This is a genomic window from uncultured Thiodictyon sp. (assembly GCA_903837595.1).
GTDB lineage: Bacteria > Pseudomonadota > Gammaproteobacteria > Chromatiales > Chromatiaceae > Thiodictyon.
The window spans coordinates 1-25412 of record CAILVI010000147.1; the positions used below are offsets into that span (position 1 = coordinate 1).

Genomic DNA, 25412 nt, shown 5'->3' on the forward strand with positions numbered 1-25412 from the left:
ATATTTCCTATTACAGCTCCCGTGCCAACTTACCGGGCTCGTCCAACCACAAGGATAAGTCGTGGCTCGCTCTGCTCGCACGACTCATCCTTCTCGTTGGGGTGAGGAACGAACCCCAACATTTCAGCGCCTTGCATGCGGACGCACGTTGGGCTTCGTTCCTCAGCCCAACCTACGGGGAATACTTGCCCAATCTCTCCCGCGGTGTCACGCGTGTACTGGGCGCTATGCGCCCCGAGGCCGTCGGCCGGAGTTACGATCAAGGCCGGTTAAGCGATAGACGTGACACTGTAGCCTCAGTCAGGCCGGCAGTTCGATGTCGTCGACCGCGCTGGTTGGCTCCGGGATGGGTAGTGCATCCTCACGAAGTCCATCAATGTGAAAAACAATGGCCCCCGCTTCTTTCTGCTCGAACTTCCTCAGCCGTGGCACCGGTTGTGACACATCCGGGAAGATCCGGAACATCAGCCGAATAATTTCCTTACAGATCCGTTGGCTACTGAATTAAGTGAACTGTCACCCGAACTCGAACTCAGTCGATCAGAATAAGAAACCGTTGTCCGTCTCAGTTTTCCCCCGGCCGACCGGCTATTGACCTTGGAGCGAGCGCTTCACCGCCGCGGCCGAATGGATCGCGGTGGTATCGAGCGTCGGCACTGACACATCGCTCTGCTTAATCAAGAGCGGGATCTCGGTGCAGCCGAGGATCGCCGCCTGAGCGCCCTGGTCCTTCACCAGACGCTCGATGATGCGCACGAATCCGCGCCGCGACTCTTCTGTGATTTGGCCGGCACACAGTTCCTCGAATATCACGTGATTGATATAATCGCGCTCCTCCGCATTCGGTACCACGACCTTGAGCCCCTGCCGCTCCAGCCGCTCGCGATAGAATGGCTGCTCCATCGTGTACTTGGTGCCGAGCAGCGCTACGGTGCCGACGCCTTTCTCCTTCGCCGCTGCCGCCGTTGCGTCGGCGATATGGATCACCGGGATGCCGACCTTCTCTTCGATGAGGGGCGCCTGGGAATTAAGCGTATTGGAAGCGATGACGATGAAATCGGCGCCGCCGCGTTTCAGCCGCTCGGCCGCATCAAGCATGGTCGCAACGAGCGGTGCCCAATCCCCGCGATCGGCTAGGCGCTCCTGTTTGGAAAATTCCCCGAACTCGATCGAGTACATAAGGATCTTAGCGGAATGGAGGCCGCCGAGTCGCTCGCGCACCATCTCGTTCATCAGCCGATAATATTCGGCAGAGGACAACCAACTCACACCGCCGATGACGCCGATGGTCTTGGCGGACGTCTCGACGCTGGCCCTTGCGGGGTTCGGGTCTTGCGCGTATAGCGAAAAGCCCGGGGCGGCAAGCAGACCTATTGCGGCCACCACGGAAAGTATACCGATGTGTAGAATTCTGGCGCTGGCGTTCACGAGGCTTGACCTCTTCTTTGGGTTGTGGGTGTATCTCTACCGATCCCGGTTCACTGCCCTTTGGTTCATCTATCGGTAGTATAGCTCCGTAGAATGCGATGCGGAACGAACCGCATCCATACGCAAGAAAAGCTGAAACGGTCTATCAGGCGTGTGGGTTTACGCGATCAATGTGCTTCGCTATCGCTCTGCGCATGCTACGGCTCTACGGACCTGCGGCCAAAACGAAAAATGAGTGCAAACAGCATCCTCGCTTATCGACGTAGCTGCTCCAGATGCTCACGAGTCTAAAGCTGTGCGCTGTTGAGCTGGGTTAGGCGTATTCTTACTCAGAGTGAGCCGAGAAATCGTTGTCCGTCCCCGTTTCCGCTATTCTACTCGCATCGGCGGCGGGCGAAGCTCTATTCGGGCAGCTGCGCGATCCGAATACGCGGCTTTCTTCACTGCTGATACCACTACTATGGCATGCTTTAAAGCTGGCCAATTTGAAATCACGCTGTCTTATGGCTGCCGTGTCGTTCGCCAACGTTAAGGCCAAGGCGACACGCGGCACTTGGGACACTGCAAACTGGCTCAAACCCCGATGGCGCGCGCGCTCTTTGGCCTAGGTAGCACCTTTTCGCCGCTTGGGAGTCCCGAGCGAACGGCCGATGAGGGCAACAGCGGACATCTGCGATCTTCTGGCCCCGCCCGAGATCGGCGCCCGCGATAAGCCACCATTCTTCATCGCAGCAAGCGGCGACGCTGCGGGCAACCGCCATTCTTCATCGCGGCGAGCAGCGGCGCGTGCGCACAGCCACCATTCTTCATCGCAGTCGACTGCGGCGCGTTGAGGGAACTGGGATTCTTCATCGGCGACAGGCGCAAGGTCTCCCAAGTGCTACGTGTTCTACGACTAAGCATCTATACGTCGTGCGCGCCAGGCGTCGTGCCGCGACCGGGGGGCCGTGCGGCGCGCACGACGTATAAATGCTTAGTCGTCACCTTATTCCAGTAAGTCCACGCCCGCTCGTCGCGGACGCGATGGATGGCGGGATATCGCCGCAGCACCAAGGCGCGCCGGGGCGACGGTAAGGGTGTCCCGGCGATATCGTTGGCCGCGGTGCCGATGGTTAACAGCGAAAGTGGGCGTCACCGTGGTCCGCGCTCAAGTCCAGCGTAGCGGCATCGGCCGGCAAGGCGGCATCAATAGGTTGCATCAGGGCCAGCTTGCCCGAAGCCAGCCGAGGGATGACAGTTGAACCCGACACGATCCCCTCCTGTTGCATTCACAGAAAATTAACGCAAGCAGCATGTAGAATTTAGTTTACCTTCGGTTCTTTAACGGGTGCAACGGATTTTTTTGTGGGCCGGTGGGGCCCCGCGAGTCGGTGGCAGCGCTGGGTACGGCGCTGAGGCCTGACCCCGGCTAAGCGTGGCGACTTGGCGTGATGGCTGCCCTTTATCCCTGCGGCTCGCCCGCGCCGCCGAAATCCAATTGTCGCCAGGCCTCAAAGAGGACCACCGCGGCTGCGTTGGAGAGGTTCAGGCTGCGGTTGTCGGGCCTCATGGGTAGCCGCAGGCGCTGCTCGGCGGGCAGCCCGTCGAGCAGTTCGCGGGGCAGGCCGCGGGTCTCTGGTCCGAACAGGAAGCCGTCCCCCGGCTGAAAGCGCGGCGTGTCGTAGCGGACCCGGCCATGGGTGCTGAGCGCATAGACCCGGGCCTGCGGGAGGCCGGCAAGACAGTTCGACAGTGAAGGATGCACCAGCACCTCCACCCACTCACGGTAATCCAGCCCCGCGCGGCGTAACAGCCGATCCTCCAGGGTGAAGCCCAGCGGCTCGATCAGATGCAGCCGCGCGCCCACGTTGGCACACAAACGCATGATGTTGCCGGTGTTTGGCGGGATTTCCGGCTGGAAAAGGATAAGGTGGAACATCTCTTGACAGCTTCTCCGCGTGCCGGGCCGCGCTCGGGGTGTGGGGGCGACCAGACAGATCCAGGGCTAGTGCCGCGAAGCGCAACTCCCGATGCCACTTGGACAGTCGAGCCCGCGGCGGGAAATTGGACAGGATTAACAGGATTGCGCAGGATTAACAGGATTCTTGACTGGGGCGCGTAGCAACAAAACTTCCTGTAAATCTTGAGAAATCCTGTTAATCCTGTCCATTTCTTGGGCTCACGCTGGTTCTCAAGTGGTAGCGGGATCTTAGGCTTGTCTCGACTAGGGCGCACCGGCTTGACCCGGGCGGCCTATCAGGTGGTATATTAAGACTTCTGCAAATACTAACGCAGCGGACCCCGTTCAATGACCCCCTGCCGGAGGCTTTCGTGACCGACATCAGCGCGTTGAAACAACAGAAGCAGGCCCTGATCGAGCAGATGCTCGGGCTGCAAAGACGGTTCATCGAACACGAACATCAGCACGGCGTCAGTGGCAAGGACTACTGGGCGCCGAGCGAGGGATTGTTGCTGAACTATCGCCAGGAATATATGGCGATGGCCAACCGGGTGGTCGACCTCGCCCACCAGATCGTTGGCTCATCGCGGGTCTAAGGCGTCAACTCTCCTCCGGGTCACGCGCAAGCTCAAGTTGAAGCTCTTTAATCTTGCGCGTCAGGGTGTTGCGACCCCAGCCCAAGAGCCGCGCCGCGTCCTGACGACGGCCACCGGTGTGTTCCAGTGCCGTTTGAATCAGAATGGTTTCGAAGGCGGGGAGGGCCTGATCGAGCAGGGCACCTTGGCCGCGCTTGAGGCTTTGGCGCGCCCACCGTCGGAGCACCGTCTCCCAGGGTTCGTCGGCGGCGTCTTGCGCGCTCGCCGTGTTGATCTCCGGCGGCAGGTCTTCGGCGTGGACTTCCTTGCTGGATGCCATGACCGTCAACCAGCGGGCCGTGTTTTCGAGTTGGCGGACATTGCCCGGCCAATCCAGGCGCTTGAGTTGATCGATGGCGCTCGGTAACAGGACCTTCGCCTCACAGCCAAGTTCCTGTGCCGCCTGGACGAGGAAATGACGCATCAGCAGCGGGATGTCCTCACGGCGGTCACGCAGGGCCGGGAGCTGGATACGGATCACGTTCAGGCGGTGGAACAGGTCCTCGCGGAAGCGCCCCTGACGCGCCAATTCATCCAGGTTCTGATGGGTCGCCGCGATAATGCGCACGTCCACCCGGATCGGAGCGGTCCCGCCGACGCGATAAAACTCACCGGCGGACAGCACCCGGAGCAGCCGGGTCTGAAGTTCGGCAGGCATATCGCCGATTTCATCCAGAAAGAGTGTCCCGCGGTCCGCTTGCTCGAAGCGGCCCTCGCGTTTCGCCTGGGCCCCGGTGAAGGCGCCGCGCTCATGCCCGAACAGTTCGGACTCCAACAGGTCATGGGGGATCGCCGCCATGTTCAGGGCAATGAACGGGCGCTCGGCGCGTGGACTGTGGCGGTGCAGGGCGCGGGCGACCAGTTCTTTGCCGGTGCCGGACTCCCCATTGATCAAGACGGTGATGTTGGAGCGCGCCAGCCGGCCGACCGCGCGAAACACATCCTGCATGGCCGGCGCCTCGCCGAGAATCTCCGGTCGATCGAGCACCGGTGGCTCCTCGACGCTATCACTACGCACGCGCCGACAGGCCCTGGCGACCTGAGCGACGGCCTCATCAATGTCGAAGGGCTTGGGCAGGTACTCGAAGGCCCCGCCGTGAAAGGCGGAGACGGCGCTGTCGAGGTCGGAGTGGGCGGTCATGATGATCACCGGCAGGCCCGAATAGCGCGCGGTGACCTGCCGCAGCAGGTCCAAGCCATTGATCCCCGGCATGCGGATATCGGACAGGATAGCATCCGGTTGCTCCCGCTCCAAGGCCTCCATGACGCCGACCCCGTTGGAGAAGCAGGTCACGTGCATTTCGGCCTTGCGCAGCGCACGCTCCAGGACCCAGCGGATCGATCGGTCGTCGTCGATCACCCATACCCTGGGTTCTCTAATCATGTTCTGCCTCCAGCGGCAAGTAGACGTAAAACCGGGTTTCGCCGGGGCGACTATCACATTCAATCAGCCCGCCATGCTGGTTGATGAGTTCCTGCGCGATCGGCAGCCCCAGCCCGGTGCCGCCGGGGTGCCCGGACACCATCGGAAAGAAGATCTGGTCCTTAATCTCCTCGGGTATCCCCGGCCCGTCGTCACTCACCTCGGTGAGTAGCACCAGGCGATGACGCCGGCTGCCGATGGTGAATTGGCGCAGCACGCGGGTGCGCAATGCGACGTTACCGGCCTTGCCGGCCGCTGCGGCGGCATTGCGCGCGATGTTCAATAACGCCTGAATCAGACGGTCCTGGTCGGCGGTAAACTCCGGGATGCTTGGGTCATAGTCCCGCTGGACGGCTGGGCCCAATGGATTTTCGGCGAGAATCAGGCCGCGCACGTGCTCGAGCACCGTATGAATGTTGAGCCGTGTGCGAATCGGCATGCGGTTCGGCCCGATCATGCGATTCATCAGGGCCTGCAGCCGATCGGCCTCTTCGATGATGATGCGGGTATATTCGCGCAGTCCCGGGTCGGGGAGTTCCCGTTCCAGCAGTTGGGCCGCGCCCCGCAAGCCACCGAGCGGATTCTTGATCTCATGGGCGAGCCCCTTGATCAGTGCTTGCGTGGCCTGATGCTGAGACAGCAGATGTTCCTCGCGGGTGATGCGCAGCTGCCGGTCCACCTGACGCAGTTCGACCAGTAATTCGGCCGCTGCATCAAAATGATGCAGCGGCAGTACCGTACAATTTACCGTGATGGTGTGTCCATCCAAGAGCGTGACGTTGAGCTCCCGATCGGTAAAGGGGTGTTGCGAACGCAAGGCCTCGGTGAGACGCCCTTCCACCTTGATATCCGGGCAGGTCAGGACGTTGACCGCGTGCAGACCGACCACATGGCGGGAGCTGAATTGGAATAGCATCTCCGCCGCCGGGTTCAGATACTTAAGGCACAGGTCTGCGCCGAACAGCATCACCGCCGTATTCAAGTGATCGAGAACCGTTTGTTCGAGGGGTGAGGTGGCCACGTTGCTGATATTCCTGTCGTGGCGACGGCGCTATTGCAGCACGCCAGGCGGGGTGGGCTTGCGCAGTTGAAAGGGTACCGCGGGCGTGCGCGCCACGATCGTACCCAGGATGTTGCGAATCTGGGCCACGACCTCGTGGCTGCCGAAGGTCAGGCCGGTCAGAGTGAATTGCGTATCAGTCGCCTTTTCCGTTCGGACAGCGGCTCCATCCAGGACGAACTCCAGCTGCTGTCCAGTGATCACGGGGGGTTCGATGCGCAGGCGCACGGCCACGTTATTCTGTGGCTGGCGCAGCGTCTGATCTGGCCCAGGAGACCAGATATCAAACCTAGAATAGGGACCAAGGAGTGGCGCCGCCGGGGTATCTGCGTCCGCCTCAGCGACCGCCGTTGCCGACTGGTATTGCCGCTCAACGCTTGCCTGGGGCCGATCGGCGAACTGGGTTCGGCCCTCGGCATCGACCCACTGAAAAACCTGCGCGGAAGTAACCTGCGCAATGGTCAGAAAAAGGACAAGAACGACCCGCATCACGGACACAGGATAGTCGAGTTTCATTCCCGACTCAACCTAGGCCCGGCGCCCCACGAGGGGGCGCCGCCGACGCGTTGAAGTCGGTGGGCCGAGACCTTACAGGCTGTAGTAGAGGTCGAACTCGATCGGGTGCGTGGTCATGCGCAGGCGCGTGACCTCCTGCATCTTCAGGTCGATATACGCATCGATCAGATCGTCGGTAAAGACGCCGCCGGCCGTCAGGAACTCCCGGTCCTTATCCAGTGCCTCGAGCGCCATATCCAGCGAGTGGCACACGGTCGGGATGGCCTTCGACTCCTCGGGGGGCAGGTCGTAGAGGTCTTTATCCATCGCGTCGCCGGGATGGATCTTGTTTTGAATGCCGTCGAGTCCGGCCAGCAACATGGCGGCGAACGAGAGGTAGGGGTTGCCGGTGCAATCCGGGAAACGGACCTCGATGCGACGGGCCTTGGGGCTCGACACATGCGGGATGCGGATCGACGCGGAGCGGTTGCGCGCGGAATAAGCGAGCATCACCGGCGCTTCAAAACCCGGGACCAAGCGCTTATAAGAGTTGGTCGAGGCATTGGTGAAGGCGTTCAGCGCCCGGGCGTGCTTGATGATGCCCCCGATGTAATACAGCGCCGTCTCGGACAGACCGCCGTACTTGTCTCCGGCAAACAGGTTCACGCCGTCCTTGCTCAGTGATTGGTGGACGTGCATGCCGGTGCCGTTGTCGCCGACCATCGGCTTGGGCATGAAAGTCACGGTCTTGCCCCAACCGTGGGCGACATTCCAGACCGCGTATTTCTGAATCTGGTTCCAGTCCGCACGCTTCACGAGCGATGAGAACCCGGTGCCGATCTCGCACTGGCCGGCGGTGGCGACTTCGTGGTGATGCACCTCGACCGGTACACCCATCTCTTCCAGGGCCAGACACATGGCGGCCCGCAGGTCGTTCAATGAATCGACCGGGGGTACCGGAAAGTAGCCGCCCTTCACGCCCGGGCGATGTCCCATGTTGCCGTCTTCAAAGACGCGTTCGGAGTTCCACTCGGCCTCATCGGAGTCGAGCTTATAGAAACAGCCGCCCATGTTGGCGCCCCAACGGACGTCGTCGAACACGAAGAATTCGAGTTCTGGGCCGAAATACGCGGTATCGGCGATACCGGTCGACTTCAGGTAGGCCTCGGCGCGCTTGGCCAGCGAGCGCGGGTCGCGCTCATAGCCCTGCATTGTGTTCGGCTCGAGGATGTCGCAGCGGATAATCAGCGTGTTTTCGTCGGCGAAGGGGTCGATAACGGCGGTGGCGCCTTCCGGCATCAGGACCATGTCCGACTCTTGGATACCCTTCCAGCCGGCGATCGATGAGCCATCGAACATCTTGCCATCCCTGAGCATGTCTTCGTCGACCAGTGCGGCCGGAATCGAAACATGCTGCTCCTTGCCCTTGGTATCCGTAAAGCGGAGATCAACGAACTTGACCTCGTGTTCTTTGATCATCTTCAGGACATCTGCCATCGAATCATCTCCAATGCTGACTTGATTAAGTGGTGCGGCACGCCGTGGGGGCGGCCCGGGGTCGTGTGGTGTTGCCGACTTCCGTATCCTTGGGCGCGAAGGGTAGCAGGTCAGGGGGGGCGCTGCACGCCCGGCCTGCGACGGCTGCCCGGCAACCGTCTGGAAAATCGCACAGGCGCGCGGCGGGGTTCTGGTTGCGATCATGGGCACGGTGGTCAGTCCCCCGCGCCATTGCATTTATCAGGCCAGGTGCCGGACCAGGTGGTCGTCCAGCACCCCCGGCGCGGTCCTCGCGGCGGCGTCGCTTAAGCGGGTTCGAGCAATCGGTGGGCTGCCACTGGTGCCCGGCGTGGGTGGCGCACTGAAATGGACTGGCTGCCAAGGGGTGCGCACCACGTTGGTGCGTGGTGCCTCGGTGCGCCAGGGGCTTCGCAACCCCGGCGCCAACCGGCTATCCGTCTCAAGCCGTTTCGTGAGCAGGCGGTGATGGGGCCAATGCCGCGGGTCTGGTGGCGGACCTGCAGGAGAATTGGACCGCGGCGGACCAGCTGCCGCTGGCGGCCTGTCTGGAGCGCGTGCGCGCGGCCGACGTGCTGGTCGTTATCCTCGCCCACCGCTATGGCGGGGTCCTCGTGGATGCGGCGCTCAATCCCGAGGGTAAGAGCATCACCTGGCTGGAGCGCGAGGCGGCGGTGGCCGCCGGCCGGCCGGTACTCGCCTTCGTGCTCGACGAAGGCGCGGACTGGCCGGCTGAGTATCGGCAGGACGCCGCGCTCAAGAGCGCCGCGGCGCTGGAGGACGACGACCAGGCCGAGGCCATGGTCCGGGACGCCCGCAAGGCCATCAGGGGGCTCAAGGCGTTCAAGGCCTGGATCGATGCCCGCGGCCTGCGGCGCACTTTCGGTACCCAGACCGAGCTCAAGCTGGAGGTGGCGCGGGCGCTGATGGACTGGCTGAGGCGCCAGACCGGCACGGGCGCCGGCGCTGAAACGCCGATCGACGGGCCACCGCCGATCTCTCCGGCCTATCTCGCATGGCTGCGCCAGGCCCACGAGTGCGTGGAGCTGCTGGGCCTGGAGGTCCAGGCACAACATCCCACCCAGCTCAGTCAGGTCTATGTCCTCGCCATCACGCCCGCCTGGAGCGCCGCGGCACGCCAGACCAGGGGGCGCCCGACGGGCGGCCGGACGACCGGCCACAACACGAACAGCTGCTCAGTCGCCTGGGTGATGAGTCACTCTATTGTCCCGGCGACCCCGGCGCCGGCAAGTCCACCTTCTGCCGCCGGCTTGCCCTGGTCACGGTCGGCGGCGCCTTGCCCGCCCACCCGATCGCCGAGCCGGACCAGTACCGCGAGACGTTCCCCGCGCCACTGCGCGAGCGCCTGCCGGTCCTGGTTCCGCTACGTGACTTCTGGTCCGCGCTGCCCCTGACACCGGGGGGCACCATCTGAGTCCGGACGCCTTGAGCACCGCCCTGGGCCAGTGGCTCGCCGAATGGGCCGGGGGGCGCCTGGACGCCGCGACCTTCACCGCACGGCTCGGCGCCGGCCGGTGCCTGCTCATCCTGGACGGTATCGATGAGGTCCCCATCGTCCATGGCGACGGGCACCGGCGGACCTGCCCGCGCGCCTGCCTGCTGGCCGCGCTCGCACACGGACTGGACGATTCGACCCAAGCCGGCAACCGCCTGCTGCTCACCAGCCGCCCCTATGGCCTGAGACCCGAGGACCTGCGGCGCCTGAACCTGCCCGAGGCGCCGCTGGCCGCGCTGGACGAGGGACTCCAGTCGCTCTTGATCTGCCGCTGGTAGGCCGCCGCCGATCCCTCCCAGGGCGAGGACAAGGCACGCGGCCTGATCGATCACCTGCCTGACCGCGCGGACCTGCAGGAGCTCAAGCGCAACCCGATGCTCCTCACCGCGCTGTGCGTGCGTTACGGCGAGGGTCGTCCTCTGCCCCAGGACCGGCACGACCTCTACGACAAGCTGGTCAACAACGTACTCTTCAACCGCTACCGGGACGCGGACAACGAGCGCGCCGCCGTGCGGGGGGGTCTGGATGCCATTGCGCTCGGCATGCACACCGGGTCCGGCATCCAACTGCAACGCGTAACGCCGGAGGCGGCCGTCAGCATGGAAGAGGTCGAGCGCCTCCTGACCGATTATGCCGACCTCAACCCGGCCACCGAGGCCGCCACCACCGCCGCCGCCGAGCGCCGCGACGAGCTGCTTGCGCGCTCCGGCCTGCTGCTCGGCCGCGGGGGCGGCAAAGCCGGCTTTCTATCACCTGAGCTTTCAGGAGTTCCTGGCCGCCGAGCACCTGGCGCGCACCCGCCGTGAACCCGACTGGTTCACGGCCGTCGTCGCCGTGCGCGCCCCGGTCGCCGAATGGCGGCTGACGCTCAGCTTTCTCTTCGGCCGCATGCTGGAGCGCAACGGCGAGCAGTGGGCGCTGGAGGCCACCCGCGACCTGCTCGCCACCCAGGACCGTGCCGCGGTCCGCGCCAATCCCGCACCCGCGGTGGTCTGCGCCGACTGGCTCGAGATGCTCAAGCGCAAGGGGGTCAACCTTTTTGATCTCAAGGACCGGTATGCGGCCCTGGCGCTCACGGCGATCGCGGATGAGGCCCCGGTCAAGGACCGGTTTCGGCTAGGGATAGTCCTGGGGTTGGTCGGTGACCCGCGGCTCGGCGACCCGCGTGACCCGCTCTAGCAAAAGACGGGTTTCGTCCTGGTCCCGGCCGGTCGCTATGCCTATCAGGACGGTCAGCAGGAGATCGCAGAACCCTTCCGGATCGGCCGCTACCCGGTCACCAACGGTCAATACGCCCTCTTCATCGCGGACGGCGGCTATCGCGAATAGCGCTGGCGGTCAGCGGGCGGGTGGGCCTGGCGTGAGTCCGAATCCGTGGCTCTGCCGGCGTATTGGCAGGACAGGTGGGTCGCGGCGCATGATGCGCGGCGGCGGGTCCTTCGGGGACCTGGTCTGGGAGCGGCGGGCCGCGACGCGGGGCATGAACTTGTCCTGGGCCCGGAAGCAGGGGATCGGGTTCCGTTGCGTCCTGGCCGTGCGCCGCCAGCCTTGACCCATTGATCCACGCCGGATCTCGCGCCCAAGCGGGGCTTGAGCATGAGTGGGAGTGATGTCAGGCCCCCGTGGCGCAACCGGGTTGGCAACGATAGACTCTTACCCGAGCCCCGGGATTTGGAACCCTTGCGTGCCGTTCCCGCAATTCCGGCGTCCGCGCACGCCAGCACAGGAGCCGCAGATGACCCAATTGACCCTGGACATACCCGAGTCGGCGTTTTCCAATACAGTACAGAAGACCTGATCGAGGAACTGCGCGAGGAGGAGCGATGCCCATGAAACCCTCGGTTGCACTTGAGTGCAAACGCAGCGCGGTCCGCGAGACGGCGCGTCGCTTCCGCACCGCCAATCCCCGCATCTTAGGATCGGTCCTTCACGGCACCGACCAGGGCGACAGCGATCTGGATCTGTTGGTCGATGCACTGCCAGGTACCACGCTGTTCGACCTGGGCGGTCTGCAAGTCGAACTGGAAGACCTCTTGGGCGTGCCGGTCGATCTGCTGACGCCCGGTGATCTGCCACCGAAATTCCCGGCTCGGATTTTGGCCGAGGCGCAGCCCGTATGAACGAGTTGCGCCTGTCTGACTTCGAGATCAATCTTGATGTCGTGTGGGACACGGTGCAGACGGCGCTACCGCAGTTACTGAAACAACTGCCTGCCGTTCTCGTGTCAGGCGACATGAAAAACTGACCCGGATGCGACACGCAAGACTGACCCGCCTCAGAACTGAACGGAGGGTGTCAGGGGGGTAGGGTCCGTTGCACGGAGCACCGCAAGGAAGTCCGCGGTCTGGTGGTTCATGTCGCGGGACCGGTCCGCGCAGTGGACCCTAGGGGCACGGCGCACGCCTTAGGGTCTGCTGTGCGGACCGATCGCCTAGCCGCGTGTCAGGATACGTGTCAGGGCCGCCGCCAGGTCGCGGCCAGTGTCCTCGACCGACACGCCTGACACCAGGTCGGCCATCTGGGTGACGGTGAGCCCCGGGTACCCGCAGGGATTGATGCGCGTGAAGGGCTCCAGGTCCATCGCCACGTTGAGCGCCAGCCCGTGATAGCTGCACCCCTGGCGCACGCGCAGCCCCAAGGACGCGATCTTGGCCCCGTTCACGTAGACCCCGGGTGCGTCCGGGCGGGCGGCGGCGGCGATCCCGCGGGCGGCGAGCAGCTCGATGACCGACTCTTCCAGGATGTGTACCAGGCGCTTGACCCCGATCCCGGCGCGGCGCAGATCAAAGAGCAGATAGGCGATGAGCTGGCCGGGTCCGTGGTAGGTCACTTGGCCGCCGCGGTCGGTCTGGATGACTGGGATGGCGCCGGGGTTGAGCAGGTGCTCGGGGCGTCCGGCCTGGCCCAGGGTGAAGACCGGCGGGTGCTCCAGGAGCCAGAGTGCGTCCGGGGTCGCGGCGTTGCGCGCGTGGGTGAAGGCGTGCATCGCCTCCCAGGTGGTCTGGTAGTCCTGCAGGCCGGGCAAGCGGTGCAGGACCAAGCCGGGGAGGGCGGGCACCGCGGCCGGTGGAGTCATCCCCCAGTCGCTGGGCTGGTCCACCCTCACAAGGCCCAAACCACCAGGTCATGGGCGGTCAGGTCCCGGTAGATGGCATTGAGCTGCTTGCGGTTCTGGACCTGCATGGTGACGGTCACCGCCAACCATTTGCCGCCGCTGCTCATGCGCGCGGTGGCGGCGGCGTCATCCAGCTGCGGGGCGTGCCGCCGAATGATCTCCAGTACCACCGAGCGGAAGTCCACGTCCGCCCGCCCCATGGCCTTGATCGCGTAGCGGCTGGGGAAGTTGGGCCGGGCCTTTTCCTTCGCGGCGTTGGGTGCCCAGAGTCGCTTGTTCATGGCATGCAGACTGGCCTCAGAACCACTGCCACACGGTGTCCCTGGTCCGCTGCCAGAGACTCCCCTCGCCCACGGCCTGGAGGGCGACCAGCGGCACCCGTGAGACCTCCTGGCCGGCGAGGAGGACGACGATATCGCCGACCCGCGCGCCCTTGGCGACCGGGGCGGTGACGTTCGGGCTCTTATCCAGGCGGGCACTGAGTTCCCCATAGCGCCCGCGCGGGATTGTCGCGTAGACATCCCAGGCCGGACCAACCGGCAGTTCTTGCAGGTCGCCCTTCCAGACCCGGAGGTTCTCCACCGGCTGTCCCCCCGGATAGAGCACCCGGCTCTCGTAGAAACGGAACCCGTAATTCAACAGTTCCAGGCTGGCGACGGCGCGCGCCTCCGGGTTCTTGGCGCCCAGGACCACCGAGATCAGGCGCATCGCCTCACGCTTGGCGGAGGCGACCAGGCAGTAGCCGGCGTTGTCCGTGAAGCCGGTCTTGACCCCGTCCACCGTGGGGTCGCGCCACAGCAGCTTGTTGCGGTTCTGCTGCTTGATGCCGTTGTATTCGTACTCTTTGGTGCCGTCCCACACGTAGAACTGGGGGAACTCGCGGATCAGGGCGGCGGTCACCTTGGCGATATCCCGGGCGGTGGTGAAGTGGTTGGTGTCCGGCAGGCCGGTGACGTTGACGAAGTGCGAGTTGGTCATGCCCAGGCGCTGGGCGTTGGTATTCATCAACTCAGCAAAGACCTGCTCGCTGCCGGCCACATGCTCGGCCAGCGCCACGCTCGCATCGTTGCCGGACTGGATGATCATGCCCTTGAGCAGTTCCTCCAGCACGACCTGCTTGCCGACCTCCACGAACATCTTGGAGCCGTCGGTCTTCCACGCCTTCTCACTGATCATGACCGGGTCGTTCAGATGGACATGCTCGGCCGCCAGCTCCCGATAGATCGTATAGCCGGTCATGATCTTGGTCAGGCTCGCCGGCTCCAGGCGCTCGTCCGCCCGGGATTCCGCCAGCACGGCCCCGGTGTTGAAATCGATCAGCAGGTAGCCCTTGGCGTCCACCTGGGGCGGGGCCGGCACCGCCTGGGTGGCGGTGGGGACGGCGGCGGCGGGTGGTGCCGACGCGGCGGGCGGTGGCGCCGCCACGGTCTGTGGCCGGGCCGCCGCGGCCGGCGCCCCCGTGGCGCGGAGGCTGAGTGGCAGCAGGGCGAACAGGCAAAGGATGAGCAGCGCGGGTTGCAACTTCATGGGGCGTAACCGGGGATCGGAGTGGCGGGCGAATAACTGCGCCAATTCTAACCCGAATCGTGCGTCGCGCAGATGTACGGGCGGCAAATGCGGGTCATCAGGGCGGGAACCACGCTGCCGCGCGGTTCCGCCCCACAGGCAGCCGCTTCCCCGTGGTGCCCGCCGGTGTCAGTTCCAGACCAGCCGCGGGGCTTCGCTCACGCCCAGGGCCGGGAGTTTGGCGGATAGCCGCCGCGCCTCGCCCTCGGAATCCAGGGGGCCGACCCGGACCTTGTACAGGCTGGAGCCGTCCGCCGTGGGGCGCTGGACGCGCACCTGCGCGGCCAGGTGGGGGCTCAAGCGATCACGCAGGCGTTCGGCATTGCGCGGATCACCGAAGGCGCCGACCTGGAGATAGATATCCTGCCCATCCGCCGCGGTGCTCGCCGCTCTGGGGTGCGGGACGCGTGCTGCAACCGTCGCCGGTGCGGTTTCCGGGGCGTCTTGCGGCCCGGCGACTGGGGGGCGGGCCGCGACCGTCGCCGGCCGAGTCTCTTCGACCGGCCGGGGTGCCGGCGGTGCGACAGGTGTCGGGGTTGGTTCGGTAGTCGGTTCGGCGTCCACCGCGGCGAATGCCGCGGCCATGGCCCGCTCACGCATGGGCGGCGCGGCGGCCGGCGCGCGTGCACGCGGCGCCGATCCGCGGGAGGCAATCGCCAGCGACTGGGTGATCGCCGCATCATCCACCTTGCCCCCTATTGTCTCTTGCCGATTCCCGGCGTCTGCCAGGAAGGGGCCGGAATCGGCTCCGGGGGCGGCGCCTGGTGCGCCGTGGGGCGCCGCCGGGTCGATTCCACGTATCTCGACGGTCGCCGTACCCTTGGGGAATACCCCGATCTTGGTCGCCGCCGCGTAAGACAGGTCGATGGCCCGGGTGGCATGGAAGGGCCCCCGGTCGTTGATGCGCACCACGGCGCTGCGTCCGTTCTCCAGATTGGTAATGCGGGCGTAACTGGGCAGTGGCAGCGTTTTGTGGGCCGCCGTCATGGCGTACATATCATAGGGCTCACCGGAACTGGTCCGGTGGCCATTAAACTGGTTGCCGTACCAGGAGGCCAGGCCATGCTCGACATGTCCCCGAGCGTCTTGTTTGGTGTAATACACCCGCCCGCGGACCCGGTAGCTGGCCATGTTCCCGTACTTGGACCTGGGTTCCACGCGCGGGACCGCGTCCGGGATCGCGTTCGGGTCCAGTTTACGGTAGGCCCCGTCGGCTTCGCGGCTCCCCTGGCCGGCGCAGCCGCCCAACAACAGGAGTAGTGCGGACAGGATCAGCGCCGACGCGGCCTGTTGCGGGCGCTCGGGCGGGGTCTGGTGAGGCTTGGTCTGCACGTTCATTGGTCGCTTACCCCATGCTGACATACTACCTTAAGCGTATCCTCAGGCGCGCTCAATTAAAAGCTATTTACGATGGGTCTGGACTGCCATGAGCATCCCGAAACCGACCATCAGGGTGACCATCGAGGTCCCGCCGTAGCTGACCAGTGGCAGCGGGACCCCCACCACCGGGAGCAGGCCCGTGACCATGCCGGTGTTGACAAAGACATAGACGAAGAACACCAGGGACAGACCGCCGGCGAGCACCTTGCCGTAGGTGTCCGGGGCGTTGACCGCGATGCTTAAGCCCCGGTAGATGATGAAGAGGTAGAGGCTGAGCAGCACCAGGATGCCGGTCAGTCCGAACTCCTCCCCGATCACCGCGAAGATGAAGTCAGTGTGGTGCTCCGGCAGAAACTCCAGGTGGGACTGGGTGCCAAGCAGCCATCCCTTGCCGTGCAGCCCCCCGGAGCCGATGGCGATCTGTGATTGAATGATGTGATAGCCGGTCCCCAGGGGGTCGGACGTCGGGTCGAGGAAGGTGAGCACACGCTGGCGCTGGTAATCGTGCATGCGGTACCAGAGCAGGGGGGCTAGGGCGGCCGCGGCTGCGGCGACCATCAGGATGATCCGCCAGCTCAAGCCCCCGATGAACAGGACCGTGACCCCTGCGGCGGCCACCAGGATCGCGGTGCCCAGGTCGGGCTGCTTGGCGATCAGGAGCACCGGGATCAACATCAGCACGGTCGCCGCGAACACCCGCCCCAGGCGCGGCGGCAGCGACCGGTCGGCCAGCACCCAGGCGATCGTCATCGGCACCGCGAGCTTGAGCATTTCCGAGGGCTGAAAGCGTACCACGCCCAGATCGAGCCAGCGTTGAGCACCCTTGCCGACGTCCCCGACCAGGAGTGTCGCCACCAGCATGAGGACGCCCAGGACATAGAGCGGGAGCGACCAGCGTCGCAGTTGGTAGGGGTGTACCTGGGCCACGGCGAACATCAGACCGAAGGCCAGGGTGAGCCGCACCAACTGACGCTCCACCGCGTCCAAGTCCTGGTCGGTCGCACTGAACAATACCACCAGGCCAAAGGCACATAGTAGGAGCAGCCCCAACAGCAGCGGGGCGTCGATATGCAGGCGCATGAGCAGCCCCGACTGTGTCGGGTCATTCAGCCGGTGCGATCCTGCGGCACCGGGCCTAATCGCCATCGGCGGCCTCGGGCTCGGCAATCAACGTGGAGCCGCCCAGATAGGCATCCATGACCTTACGGGCCACCGGTGCCGCCACCGTACCCCCGTGTCCGCCGTTCTCGACGATGACCGCCACGGCGATGCGCGGATCATCCGCCGGGGCGAAGGCAACAAACAGTGCGTGGTCGCGCATCTTCTCCTCGAGTTGGGAGGCGTTGTAGGCCTGATTGCGGCCCAGGGTGAAGACCTGGGCAGTTCCAGTCTTACCGGCGATGCGGTAGTCCCGGCTGCGAATGCCCTTGGCCGTCCCGCGGGGGCTCTCCACCACCTGGGTCATGGCATGAATGACCTGTTCCCAGCGATGCGGGTCACCCGCATCAATCACATGGGATACGGTCGGCAGGTCCTCTGCCTGGGGTGCCCCTGGCACCTGCGCGGCGCGGGCGACGCGGGGCTGAAAAAAGTGACCGTGATTGGCCATGGTGGCGGTGGCCACCGCGAGCTGCAGAGGGGTCGCCATAAAGGCGCCCTGGCCGATGCCGACGATGAGTGTTTCACCCGGAAACCACAGCTGTTTGCGCACCTTCTCCTTCCACTCCTTGGAGGGTACCAGCCCGCCCAACTCGCCGGCCAGGTCGATCCCGGTGCGGGCGCCGAAGCCGAACTCGCCCAGGACGTGCTTGAGACGCTCGATCCCCAGTTCGTGGGCCAGATCGTAAAAGTAGACGTCGCAGGATTGTATCAGGGCGGCCTCCAGGGCCACCCCGCCGTGCCCACTATGCCGCCAGCAGCGGTAATTGTGGCTCTGCCCGGGCAGCCGGTAGGCGCCGGAGCAATATTTGATCTTGCGGGTATCGACCACGCCCTCTGCCAGCCCGGCCAGGCCCACGAAGGGTTTCACCGTGGACCCCGGAGGGTATTGGCCGCGCACCGCCCGATTGAAGAGCGGCTTGTCTGGGGCATATAGCAGGGCATGATACTCCTGCCCACCGATGCCCTCGACGAATGGGTTGGGGTCGAAGCTCGGGTTACTCACCAGGGCCAGCACCCCGCCGGTGCGTGGATCGATGGCGACGACGGCACCGCGGTGCTCTCCCAGGGCGGCGGTCGCCGCACGCTGTAGGGTGATATCCAGATACAGGTGCAGGTCGCGGCCCGCGATCGGCGGCTTGGACTCCAGGGTCCGCAGGACCCGGCCGTGGGCATTGACCTCCACCTGCTGGTAGCCGGCCTGCCCGTGCAGGAGTCCCTCATGCGCCTTCTCCACCCCGCCCTTGCCGATGAAACGGGTCCCGGCATAGTCGCTCGAGTCGATGCGTCCGATTTCCTCCGTGTTGATGCGTCCCACATAGCCCAAAGCATGGGCGGTGAGTTCTCCCAAGGGATAGGTGCGGATTAACTCGGCCCGCACGTCCACCCCGGGGAAGCGGTAACTGTCCAGCGAGAAGCGGGCCACCTCTTCCGGGGTCAGATTCAGCCGCAGCGGTACGCCTTGGAAGCGCACCCGCTGAGCCTTCAGGTGCTCGAAGCGCTCCCGGTCCTTGTCATCCAGCCGAATGATCTGCGCCAGGGCCGCGATCGTGCCCGGGAGGTCATCCACCTTCTCGATGGTGATCTCCAGTGAGAAGGATGGATGATTGTCGGCCAGGAGCACGCCGCGGGCGTCATAGATCAGCCCGCGGCTGGGTGGGACCGGCTGGATCTTGACCCGGTTGTCCTGTGACAGCACGGAGAAATGCTCGTGGTCGGTGATCTGCAACCGGACCAGTCGCACGACGACCAGTGACAACGCCGCCAAGACCAGCACCCCGGCGACGATTGCCCTTGCCCCCACCAGGCGTTCCTCGCGTTGCCGGTCCTGAAGGTTCGAGTCCAGGCGCATCATTCAGAGTGCCCCGGCCCGCCGGGCCAGATCGCGCAACACCACGAAGACCCAGGGCCACAGCAGGGCACCGAGGAAGGTGGGTACCCAATAGACCAGGCTGGGCGTGGGTTGGCCAGTGGCGCCGAGTACCCACAGGTACAGCAGCCGTTCCGCCAGCAGCAGCAACCAGACGAACAGGGTCTGTTGCCACAGTGGAAAGGTGCGCACCCGCTGGTGCAGTTCCACCGCCAGGTAGGCGACCAGGGAAAACCCCAGTGCGTGGTGACCGAGCAGCGCGCCGGTGGTGACGTCGAGCGTCAACCCGGCGGCGAACGCAGAGAACACGCCCACCCGTTCCGGCAGGGTGAGTGACCAGAAAATCAAGGTCAGGACCACCCAGGGGGGGCGGAAGTCATCCATCCACGCGGGCATCGGCAGGATGGTTAAAAACAGTGCGATGAGCAGGCTGCCCCACACCGCCCAGGTGCCACGCCGGACCGTCTCACTCACGACGCGTGCCCCGTCGGGGCGCCGACTTGCCGGGACCGGTCGCGCTGCGGCTGCCGGCCGGGTTGCCGAAGGCGGGCTCGCTGCGGCTCAGGGCATCCTGATGGTGCTCAGGACTCAGGGTCCACACCAGCAGCACCTCGCGGCTGCGGTCGAGCCGGGCGCTGGGCTCCGCTTTCACGGTGGTAAAGGGGTTGTCCGGTACCTGTCCGACCGCGCTCACGCGTGCCACCGGATAGCCGGGCGGAAAGCGACCACCCAACCCGGAGCTCACCAGTAGGTCGCCGACCCGGATGTCCGCGTTCTTGGGGATGTGCAGAAGGTCCAGTTCACGGCCCGGCCCGGACCCCACCGCGATGCTGCGCAACCCGTTGCGAGTCACCTGCACCGGCAGGGCGTGGTCCGCGTCGGTAATCAGCAAAACGGTCGATGAAAAGGGGTTAGTGTGGATCACCTGGCCCATGACTGCGCTGGCATCCAGGACCGGCTGACCGACGAAGACACCGGAGTTGGTGCCCTTGTTGATCAAAATCTGCTGGCGCGAGTCGGCCAGGTCGACGGCCAGGATCTCCGCGATCAGGACCCGCTCACCGATCTTGAAGGAGGACCCGAGCAGGTCGCGCAGGCGCATGTTCTCCGCCTCCAAGGCCACGAGCTGCTGCGAGCGCGCGCTCAAGATCAGGTTGTCGCGCTTAAGCTCGGCGTTCTGGTTACGCAATTGTCCCTCGTCCGCCATGCGGTCCTGGGTTTGCCGGGCATAGCGGATCGGGAAATCAGCCAGCAATTGCAGCGGATACACCAGCACTGCCAAGGTCGAGCGCAGTGCCCCCAGGCGCTGGTCGCGATGGTCCGCCAGAATCAGCCCGATCGCCAGCATCACCGCCAGGATCACGCGCGAGGTCGGGGACGGTACATGGAGAAACAGGGGTTTGATGGCAATGCCTCTCGGGCAGGCGATGCGGACCCGGGCGCGTCGCGCGGACCCAGGTAATTTAACGCCACAAGGGGCAAAGGTGAGTAACGGACACCGGGATTGCCAGGGAGTAAACGGACAGAATTAACAGGATTTTGCAGGATTTACAAGATCATCGAAGAGCCGCACCCAGCCGTTTATCATCCCGTTAATCCTGAGCAATCCTGTTAATCCTGTCTATTTCCCAACCGCCGCGACCGGCGCCTGAACGACTGACTCGGACTGCCCGGTCGCGCGCTACTCCGTAGAGAAGAGGTCGAGCCCCCGGGTGTCGAGCATATCCAAGGCCTTGCCGCCGCCGCGGGCGACACAGGTCAGGGGGTCGCTGGCCACCACCACCGGCAGCCCGGTCTCCTCCTCGATCAGCCGGTCGAAGTCCCGCAGCAGGGCGCCGCCGCCGGTCAGCACGATACCGCGCTCCGCGACGTCCGAGCCCAACTCCGGCGGGGTCTGCTCCAAGGCTGACTTGACCGCACCGACGATGCCCGACAGCGGCTCCTGCAGCGACTCCAGGATCTCATTGCTGTTGAGTGTGAAGCTGCGCGGGATGCCCTCGGCGAGGTTGCGCCCGCGCACCTCGATCTCCAGCACCTCATTGCCCGGGAAGGCGGAGCCGATGGCGTGCTTGATGCGCTCGGCCGTCGCTACACCGATCAGTGTACCGTAGTTGCGGCGCACATAGTTGATGATCGCCTCGTCGAAGGTATCGCCGCCGATCCGCACCGAGTTGGAGTAGACGATCCCGTTGAGCGAGATCACCGCCACCTCGGAGGTTCCGCCGCCGATGTCAATCACCATGGAGCCGCGCGCCTCACCCACCGGCAGACCCGCGCCGATGGCCGCCGCCATCGGCTCCTCGATCAGATAGACCTCCCGGGCGCCGGCCCCGGAGGCGGACTCCTTGATCGCGCGCCGCTCCACCTGGGTCGAGCCGGAGGGTACACAGATCAGCACCCGCGGGCTGGGGCGGACCATGCGCGTCTCGTGTACCTTGTGGATAAAGAACTGGAGCATCTTCTCGGTGACGGTGAAGTCCGCGATGACCCCGTCCTTCATCGGTCGGATGGCGGTGATGTTCTGGGGCGTGCGCCCGAGCATCGCCTTGGCCTCTTCGCCCACCGCCACCACTGTCTTGGGTCCGCCCGCGCGTTCCTGACGGATCGCCACCACCGAGGGCTCGTTGAGCACGATACCCTGGCCGCGCACATGGATCAGGGTATTGGCCGTCCCCAGGTCGATCGCCAGATCGGTCGAGAAGATCCCACGAAAACGTCTGAAAAACATCAGGTATTTACCTTAAAAATGCGGCGCGTGGCGCCTGACCGACCCCGGGGCTGAGGGGTACCGAGGGGCACCCTTGGGGCGACCCGCTGGGGAGTCCAGGGCAAAGAGGCGGTAATCTAACAACGCATCTCGCCGTCGGCAAGGCGAGGCGCCGAAAGCAGTTCCGCGGCGGACCGCGTCGGCCCCCTGCGGCGCAGGTGCCGCCCTCCCCCAGCCTATGGTATTTTCTCCTGCTTACCGGTGCGGCCGACCGGCCACACCCCGCTTCAAGAGGACACGACAGCAATGGCTCTGGATCGATCAGACGTCGAGAAGATCGCCCATCTGGCGCGGCTCGCGGTCACGCCCGCGGACTGCGACCGCTATGCCCACGACCTTTCCAACATTTTAAGCCTGGTCGCCCGAATGGACGCGGTCGACACGACCGGCGTCGAGCCGATGGCCCATCCCCTGCACATGACCCAGCGGCTGCGCCCGGACCTGCCCACCGAGTCCGACCAGCGCGACCGCTTCCAGGCCATTGCACCCCAGACCGACGCGGGGCTCTATCTGGTTCCCAAGGTGATCGAATAATGCACGACAAGACCATTGCCGAACTGGTAGCTGGGCTGCGCGCCCGCACCTACTCCAGCGTCGAGCTGACCCGGCACTTCCTGGAGCGGATCGCGCGGCACAACCCGGATCTGAACGCCTTCATCACCGTTGCCGCTGAGCCTGCCCTGACCGCCGCCGGGCAGGCCGACGCGGCCCTGGCCGCCGGCACCGGCGGGCCCTTGACCGGCATCCCCATCGCGCATAAGGACATCTTCTGCACCGCCGGCTTGCGCACCAGTTGCGGCTCGCGGATGCTCGATAACTTCATCGCCCCCTACGACGCCACCGTGGTCGAGCGCCTCGCCGCCGCCGGGGCCGTGGTGCTTGGCAAGACCAACATGGACGAGTTCGCCATGGGCTCGTCCAATGAGACGAGCTGGTATGGCCCGGTGAAAAACCCCTGGGACCAGACCCGGGTCCCCGGCGGGTCGTCCGGTGGCTCCGCCGCCGCCGTCGCCGCCCGTCTGTGCGTGGCTGCTACCGGGACCGATACCGGGGGGTCGATCCGCCAACCTGCGGCACTGTGCGGCATCACCGGCATCAAACCCACCTACGGACGCTGCTCACGCTGGGGCATGATCGCCTTCGCCTCCAGCCTGGACCAAGCCGGTCCCATGGCCCGCTCGGCGGCGGATGCGGCGCTCCTGCTCCAGACCATGGCCGGCTTCGACCCGCGGGACTCCACCTCTCTGGATACCCCGGTGCCCGACTATGTCGCCGGGTTGGATGGGGATCTGACGGGGCTGCGCATCGGGCTGCCGAAGGAGTATTTCGGCGCCGGGTTGGATGAGCGGGTAGCCGCCGGCATCCAAGCCGCCATCCGCGAATACGAGCGCCAGGGCGCCACGGTCGTGGAGATCAGCTTGCCCAACAGCCCGCTCTCGGTACCCGTCTATTACGTGGTTGCCCCGGCCGAATGCTCATCAAACCTTGCCCGCTTCGACGGCGTGCGCTATGGCCACCGCTGCGAGCAGCCGAAAGACCTTGAAGACCTGTACAAGCGCAGTCGCGCCGAGGGGTTTGGGGCGGAGGTTCAGCGCCGCATCATGATCGGCACCTATGTCCTCTCCGCCGGCTATTACGATGCCTATTACCTCAAGGCCCAGAAGATCCGCCACCTGATCGCGGAGGACTTCCGTCGCGCTTTTGAGCAGGCCGACGTCATCATGGGTCCCACCAGCCCCACCACCGCCTTCCCCATCGGCGCCAAGATGGACGACCCGGTGGCCATGTATTTGAACGACATCTACACCATCGCCGCCAACCTGGCCGGCCTGCCCGGCATGTCCATTCCGGTCGCCCCGGTGGATGGGATGCCGGTGGGGCTGCAGATCGTCGGCAACTATTTCGACGAAGGGCGGCTGCTCAATGTCGCGCATCGGTTGCAGCGCGAGACGGATTGGCATTTGGGGGTGCCCGCGGGGTTTGATTGACTGCAATTGACGCCGGCTGGTCGCGAGGGCCTGCCCTATGTCACGCCCCTTCAGGGCTGGATATCCTGATGGACGCAACCCAGGGCGTTGCCCTGGGCTGGTATGTCACGCCCCTTCGGGGCTTTCCGTGTCTGGGCGTCGACGGCCAGAACGATGATCGCGCCCGTCCGATGCCGCTGGTCGCCGCGCCCAACTGGCGGTAACCGCGCACCAAAGCCCCGAAGGGGCGTGACATACCAGCCCAGGGCAACGCCCTGGGTGACGGTGATATTGGCGATCAGCCCTGAAAGGGCGTGACATAGACCTCGAAACAGCGAGCAAGAAAATGGACGCCAACAAGGACTATTACGCAACGCTGGGACTGACACCATCGGCCGACGCCGTCGTTGTACGCGCCGCCTACAAGGCCTTGGCGCAGCGTTATCACCCGGATAAGATGGGGGTGACGCCCGACACGGCCGGACTGCGCATGGCTGAATTAAACGAGGCGTACGGTGTCCTCAGCGACCCGGCTAAGCGCGTTGAATATGACAGGCTCCGGGAGAAGAAGACCCAAAGCGCTGACACGGCCTTTGCTGACGGCGATCCCGAACCAAGTGCGGGCAGTCCGCTCGATGCGGATTGGCAAACCGCGGTGCAGTATTACCCGGAACTTGAGGGGCTGCGAGCAAGGCTCGCAAAGATCTCGTGGAAATTGGCGGATGCCTTTTGTGCGAGGATCTTGAGAAACAAGGAGTTCGCTGACGCGAGCACGATTGCTGAGCAACTTGAGAACGAGTTTCTGCTTTTGTATTTCGGGTCGGAACCGATCATCGTCAAATTCGCCAAGACGCTGATCTTTACGGGGCACCGGGATGCGGCCCGGGATCTCAATCGAGCGATTGGGGTTATGGGGAATGGAGCAGAGCCAGGAAGCATTATCCAGGTTATCAGGCAAACGCACGGTATATCAGACCCCAAAGACTCTTGGTATTTCAACAAGGCAGGGAGGCGCGGAATCACTGCACAACGATACGCTCGCCAATACGGTAGATCCATGAGAGACGTGGTCGCGATGATTCAGCGCGATGATATCTCAGGATTCAAAGAACGCGGCGTTTTCTATGTAGAAATCGACGAGAATGGAGATATCCTGGCCTCGAATGCCAAGCCGAGCGCCAACGACGGATGCCTGTCCTTGGCGTTCGTACTCTTGGCCATAGGTATCCTTGTCGCGGTCCATTACGCGTAAGAGCGTCGAAATCAACGATGCCTTTGGCCGATGGCGGAATGTCACGCCCTTTCAGGGCTGATCGATGTTGTTGCCCGATCCCAGGGCGTTGCCCTGGGCTGGTATGTCTCGCCCCTTCGGGGCTGTTTTTCCGGGCAGATTTATTCCTCGGTATGGTCGATGGTAACCTGGCCGGTAACGGGAACAACTTGACGACCACGAGCGTACGCGATATGCATCAACTACATAGACCGAATCACAACCGGACGATGGACATCTATGAGGGCATTATCAAACATCACCGTATTGCACCCCAACGGGGTGCCGCATACCAGCCCAGGGCAACG

General features: G+C 64.6%; 29 protein-coding genes. 12 read left to right on the forward strand and 17 right to left on the reverse strand.

Annotation, left to right across the window (positions count from 1 at the left end):
• Positions 1–300: 300 nt before the first annotated feature.
• The 4 genes from QZY44_RS07885 to QZY44_RS07900 form a co-directional block, all read right to left on the reverse strand.
• Entirely contained in the window at positions 301–465 is a 165-nt protein-coding gene (locus tag QZY44_RS07885; RefSeq protein ID WP_295444659.1) for a hypothetical protein, read from the reverse strand.
• Positions 466–588: 123 nt separating this feature from the next.
• On the reverse strand, positions 589–1428 hold the full coding sequence (locus tag QZY44_RS07890; RefSeq protein ID WP_295444662.1) for an aspartate/glutamate racemase family protein: 840 nt from the start codon (positions 1426–1428) through the stop codon (positions 589–591).
• Positions 1429–2540: 1112 nt separating this feature from the next.
• Positions 2541–2678, reverse strand: a complete 138-nt coding sequence (locus QZY44_RS07895; RefSeq protein WP_295444665.1) for a hypothetical protein — start codon at positions 2676–2678, stop codon at positions 2541–2543.
• Between the two features lie 191 nt (positions 2679–2869).
• The gene (locus QZY44_RS07900; RefSeq protein WP_295444668.1) at positions 2870–3346 is read right to left on the reverse strand and encodes a tRNA (cytidine(34)-2'-O)-methyltransferase; all 477 of its coding nucleotides are present in this window, start codon (positions 3344–3346) and stop codon (positions 2870–2872) included.
• A 392-nt stretch (positions 3347–3738) separates the two neighbouring features.
• Between QZY44_RS07900 and QZY44_RS07905 the strand changes: the two genes are divergently transcribed.
• On the forward strand, positions 3739–3963 hold the full coding sequence (locus tag QZY44_RS07905; protein WP_295444671.1) for a hypothetical protein: 225 nt from the start codon (positions 3739–3741) through the stop codon (positions 3961–3963).
• Between the two features lie 4 nt (positions 3964–3967).
• Here the strand turns inward: QZY44_RS07905 and ntrC are convergent, their stop codons facing one another.
• From ntrC to glnA, 4 genes are all read right to left on the reverse strand, one after another.
• Entirely contained in the window at positions 3968–5386 is a 1419-nt protein-coding gene (ntrC, locus tag QZY44_RS07910; RefSeq protein ID WP_295444674.1) for a nitrogen regulation protein NR(I), read from the reverse strand.
• Positions 5379–6446 carry a nitrogen regulation protein NR(II) gene (glnL, locus tag QZY44_RS07915; RefSeq protein ID WP_295444677.1) on the reverse strand — a complete coding sequence of 356 codons (1068 nt, stop codon included), beginning with the start codon at positions 6444–6446 and terminating at the stop codon, positions 5379–5381. Before glnL ends, ntrC begins: the two co-directional genes overlap by 8 nt.
• 30 nt (positions 6447–6476) lie before the next feature.
• Positions 6477–7001, reverse strand: a complete 525-nt coding sequence (locus tag QZY44_RS07920) for a DUF4124 domain-containing protein (protein ID WP_295444680.1) — start codon at positions 6999–7001, stop codon at positions 6477–6479.
• 72 nt (positions 7002–7073) lie between these two features.
• Positions 7074–8477 carry a glutamate--ammonia ligase gene (glnA, locus tag QZY44_RS07925; RefSeq protein ID WP_295444683.1) on the reverse strand — a complete coding sequence of 468 codons (1404 nt, stop codon included), beginning with the start codon at positions 8475–8477 and terminating at the stop codon, positions 7074–7076.
• Positions 8478–8986: 509 nt separating this feature from the next.
• On the opposite strand from glnA, the gene QZY44_RS07930 reads away from it, so the two are divergent.
• From QZY44_RS07930 to QZY44_RS07960, 7 genes are all read left to right on the forward strand, one after another.
• Positions 8987–9910, forward strand: a complete 924-nt coding sequence (locus tag QZY44_RS07930; RefSeq protein ID WP_295444686.1) for a DUF4062 domain-containing protein — start codon at positions 8987–8989, stop codon at positions 9908–9910.
• Positions 9911–9941: 31 nt separating this feature from the next.
• Positions 9942–10289 (forward strand): hypothetical protein, encoded by a 348-nt coding sequence (locus QZY44_RS07935; protein ID WP_295444689.1) that lies wholly within the window; start codon positions 9942–9944, stop codon positions 10287–10289.
• A 96-nt stretch (positions 10290–10385) separates the two neighbouring features.
• Complete coding sequence (locus QZY44_RS07940) at positions 10386–10817, forward strand: hypothetical protein (protein WP_295444693.1); 432 nt, start codon at positions 10386–10388, stop codon at positions 10815–10817.
• On the forward strand, positions 10708–11190 hold the full coding sequence (locus QZY44_RS07945) for a hypothetical protein (protein WP_295444695.1): 483 nt from the start codon (positions 10708–10710) through the stop codon (positions 11188–11190). The genes QZY44_RS07940 and QZY44_RS07945 overlap by 110 nt, the downstream gene beginning before the upstream one ends.
• Positions 11191–11271: 81 nt before the next feature.
• A complete protein-coding gene (locus QZY44_RS07950; protein ID WP_295444729.1) occupies positions 11272–11340 on the forward strand; it encodes a hypothetical protein in 69 nt (22 codons plus the stop codon).
• Between the two features lie 500 nt (positions 11341–11840).
• On the forward strand, positions 11841–12131 hold the full coding sequence (locus QZY44_RS07955; RefSeq protein ID WP_295444698.1) for a nucleotidyltransferase family protein: 291 nt from the start codon (positions 11841–11843) through the stop codon (positions 12129–12131).
• Entirely contained in the window at positions 12128–12256 is a 129-nt protein-coding gene (locus tag QZY44_RS07960) for a hypothetical protein (protein WP_295444740.1), read from the forward strand. Before QZY44_RS07955 ends, QZY44_RS07960 begins: the two co-directional genes overlap by 4 nt.
• Positions 12257–12442: 186 nt before the next feature.
• Here QZY44_RS07960 and lipB read toward each other — a convergent pair whose 3' ends face one another.
• From lipB to QZY44_RS08010, 9 genes are all read right to left on the reverse strand, one after another.
• On the reverse strand, positions 12443–13087 hold the full coding sequence (lipB, locus tag QZY44_RS07965; protein WP_295444701.1) for a lipoyl(octanoyl) transferase LipB: 645 nt from the start codon (positions 13085–13087) through the stop codon (positions 12443–12445).
• A 26-nt stretch (positions 13088–13113) separates the two neighbouring features.
• Positions 13114–13407, reverse strand: coding sequence for a DUF493 domain-containing protein (locus tag QZY44_RS07970; RefSeq protein ID WP_295444704.1), 294 nt, complete (start codon positions 13405–13407; stop codon positions 13114–13116).
• 16 nt (positions 13408–13423) lie between these two features.
• Positions 13424–14653 carry a D-alanyl-D-alanine carboxypeptidase family protein gene (locus QZY44_RS07975; RefSeq protein ID WP_295444706.1) on the reverse strand — a complete coding sequence of 410 codons (1230 nt, stop codon included), beginning with the start codon at positions 14651–14653 and terminating at the stop codon, positions 13424–13426.
• 168 nt (positions 14654–14821) lie between these two features.
• Positions 14822–16030, reverse strand: a complete 1209-nt coding sequence (locus tag QZY44_RS35695; RefSeq protein WP_365303660.1) for a septal ring lytic transglycosylase RlpA family protein — start codon at positions 16028–16030, stop codon at positions 14822–14824.
• A gap of 63 nt (positions 16031–16093) precedes the next feature.
• The gene (rodA, locus tag QZY44_RS07990; RefSeq protein ID WP_295444710.1) at positions 16094–17218 is read right to left on the reverse strand and encodes a rod shape-determining protein RodA; all 1125 of its coding nucleotides are present in this window, start codon (positions 17216–17218) and stop codon (positions 16094–16096) included.
• The gene (mrdA, locus tag QZY44_RS07995; RefSeq protein ID WP_295444735.1) at positions 17208–19082 is read right to left on the reverse strand and encodes a penicillin-binding protein 2; all 1875 of its coding nucleotides are present in this window, start codon (positions 19080–19082) and stop codon (positions 17208–17210) included. The genes rodA and mrdA overlap by 11 nt, the downstream gene beginning before the upstream one ends.
• Positions 19083–19085: 3 nt before the next feature.
• Positions 19086–19574 carry a rod shape-determining protein MreD gene (mreD, locus tag QZY44_RS08000; protein ID WP_295444712.1) on the reverse strand — a complete coding sequence of 163 codons (489 nt, stop codon included), beginning with the start codon at positions 19572–19574 and terminating at the stop codon, positions 19086–19088.
• Entirely contained in the window at positions 19567–20529 is a 963-nt protein-coding gene (gene mreC, locus QZY44_RS08005; RefSeq protein WP_365303667.1) for a rod shape-determining protein MreC, read from the reverse strand. The genes mreD and mreC overlap by 8 nt, the downstream gene beginning before the upstream one ends.
• A 252-nt stretch (positions 20530–20781) precedes the next feature.
• Positions 20782–21828, reverse strand: coding sequence for a rod shape-determining protein (locus tag QZY44_RS08010; RefSeq protein WP_295444715.1), 1047 nt, complete (start codon positions 21826–21828; stop codon positions 20782–20784).
• Positions 21829–22113: 285 nt separating this feature from the next.
• Between QZY44_RS08010 and gatC the strand changes: the two genes are divergently transcribed.
• The 4 genes from gatC (at position 22114) to QZY44_RS08030 (ending at position 25086) form a co-directional block, all read left to right on the forward strand.
• Entirely contained in the window at positions 22114–22401 is a 288-nt protein-coding gene (gene gatC / locus QZY44_RS08015) for an Asp-tRNA(Asn)/Glu-tRNA(Gln) amidotransferase subunit GatC (protein WP_295444718.1), read from the forward strand.
• The gene (gatA, locus tag QZY44_RS08020; RefSeq protein WP_295444721.1) at positions 22401–23855 is read left to right on the forward strand and encodes an Asp-tRNA(Asn)/Glu-tRNA(Gln) amidotransferase subunit GatA; all 1455 of its coding nucleotides are present in this window, start codon (positions 22401–22403) and stop codon (positions 23853–23855) included. Before gatC ends, gatA begins: the two co-directional genes overlap by 1 nt.
• A gap of 68 nt (positions 23856–23923) precedes the next feature.
• Positions 23924–24058, forward strand: coding sequence for a hypothetical protein (locus QZY44_RS08025; protein WP_295444724.1), 135 nt, complete (start codon positions 23924–23926; stop codon positions 24056–24058).
• Positions 24059–24180: 122 nt separating this feature from the next.
• Positions 24181–25086 carry a J domain-containing protein gene (locus tag QZY44_RS08030; RefSeq protein ID WP_295444726.1) on the forward strand — a complete coding sequence of 302 codons (906 nt, stop codon included), beginning with the start codon at positions 24181–24183 and terminating at the stop codon, positions 25084–25086.
• Positions 25087–25412 lie beyond the last annotated feature (326 nt).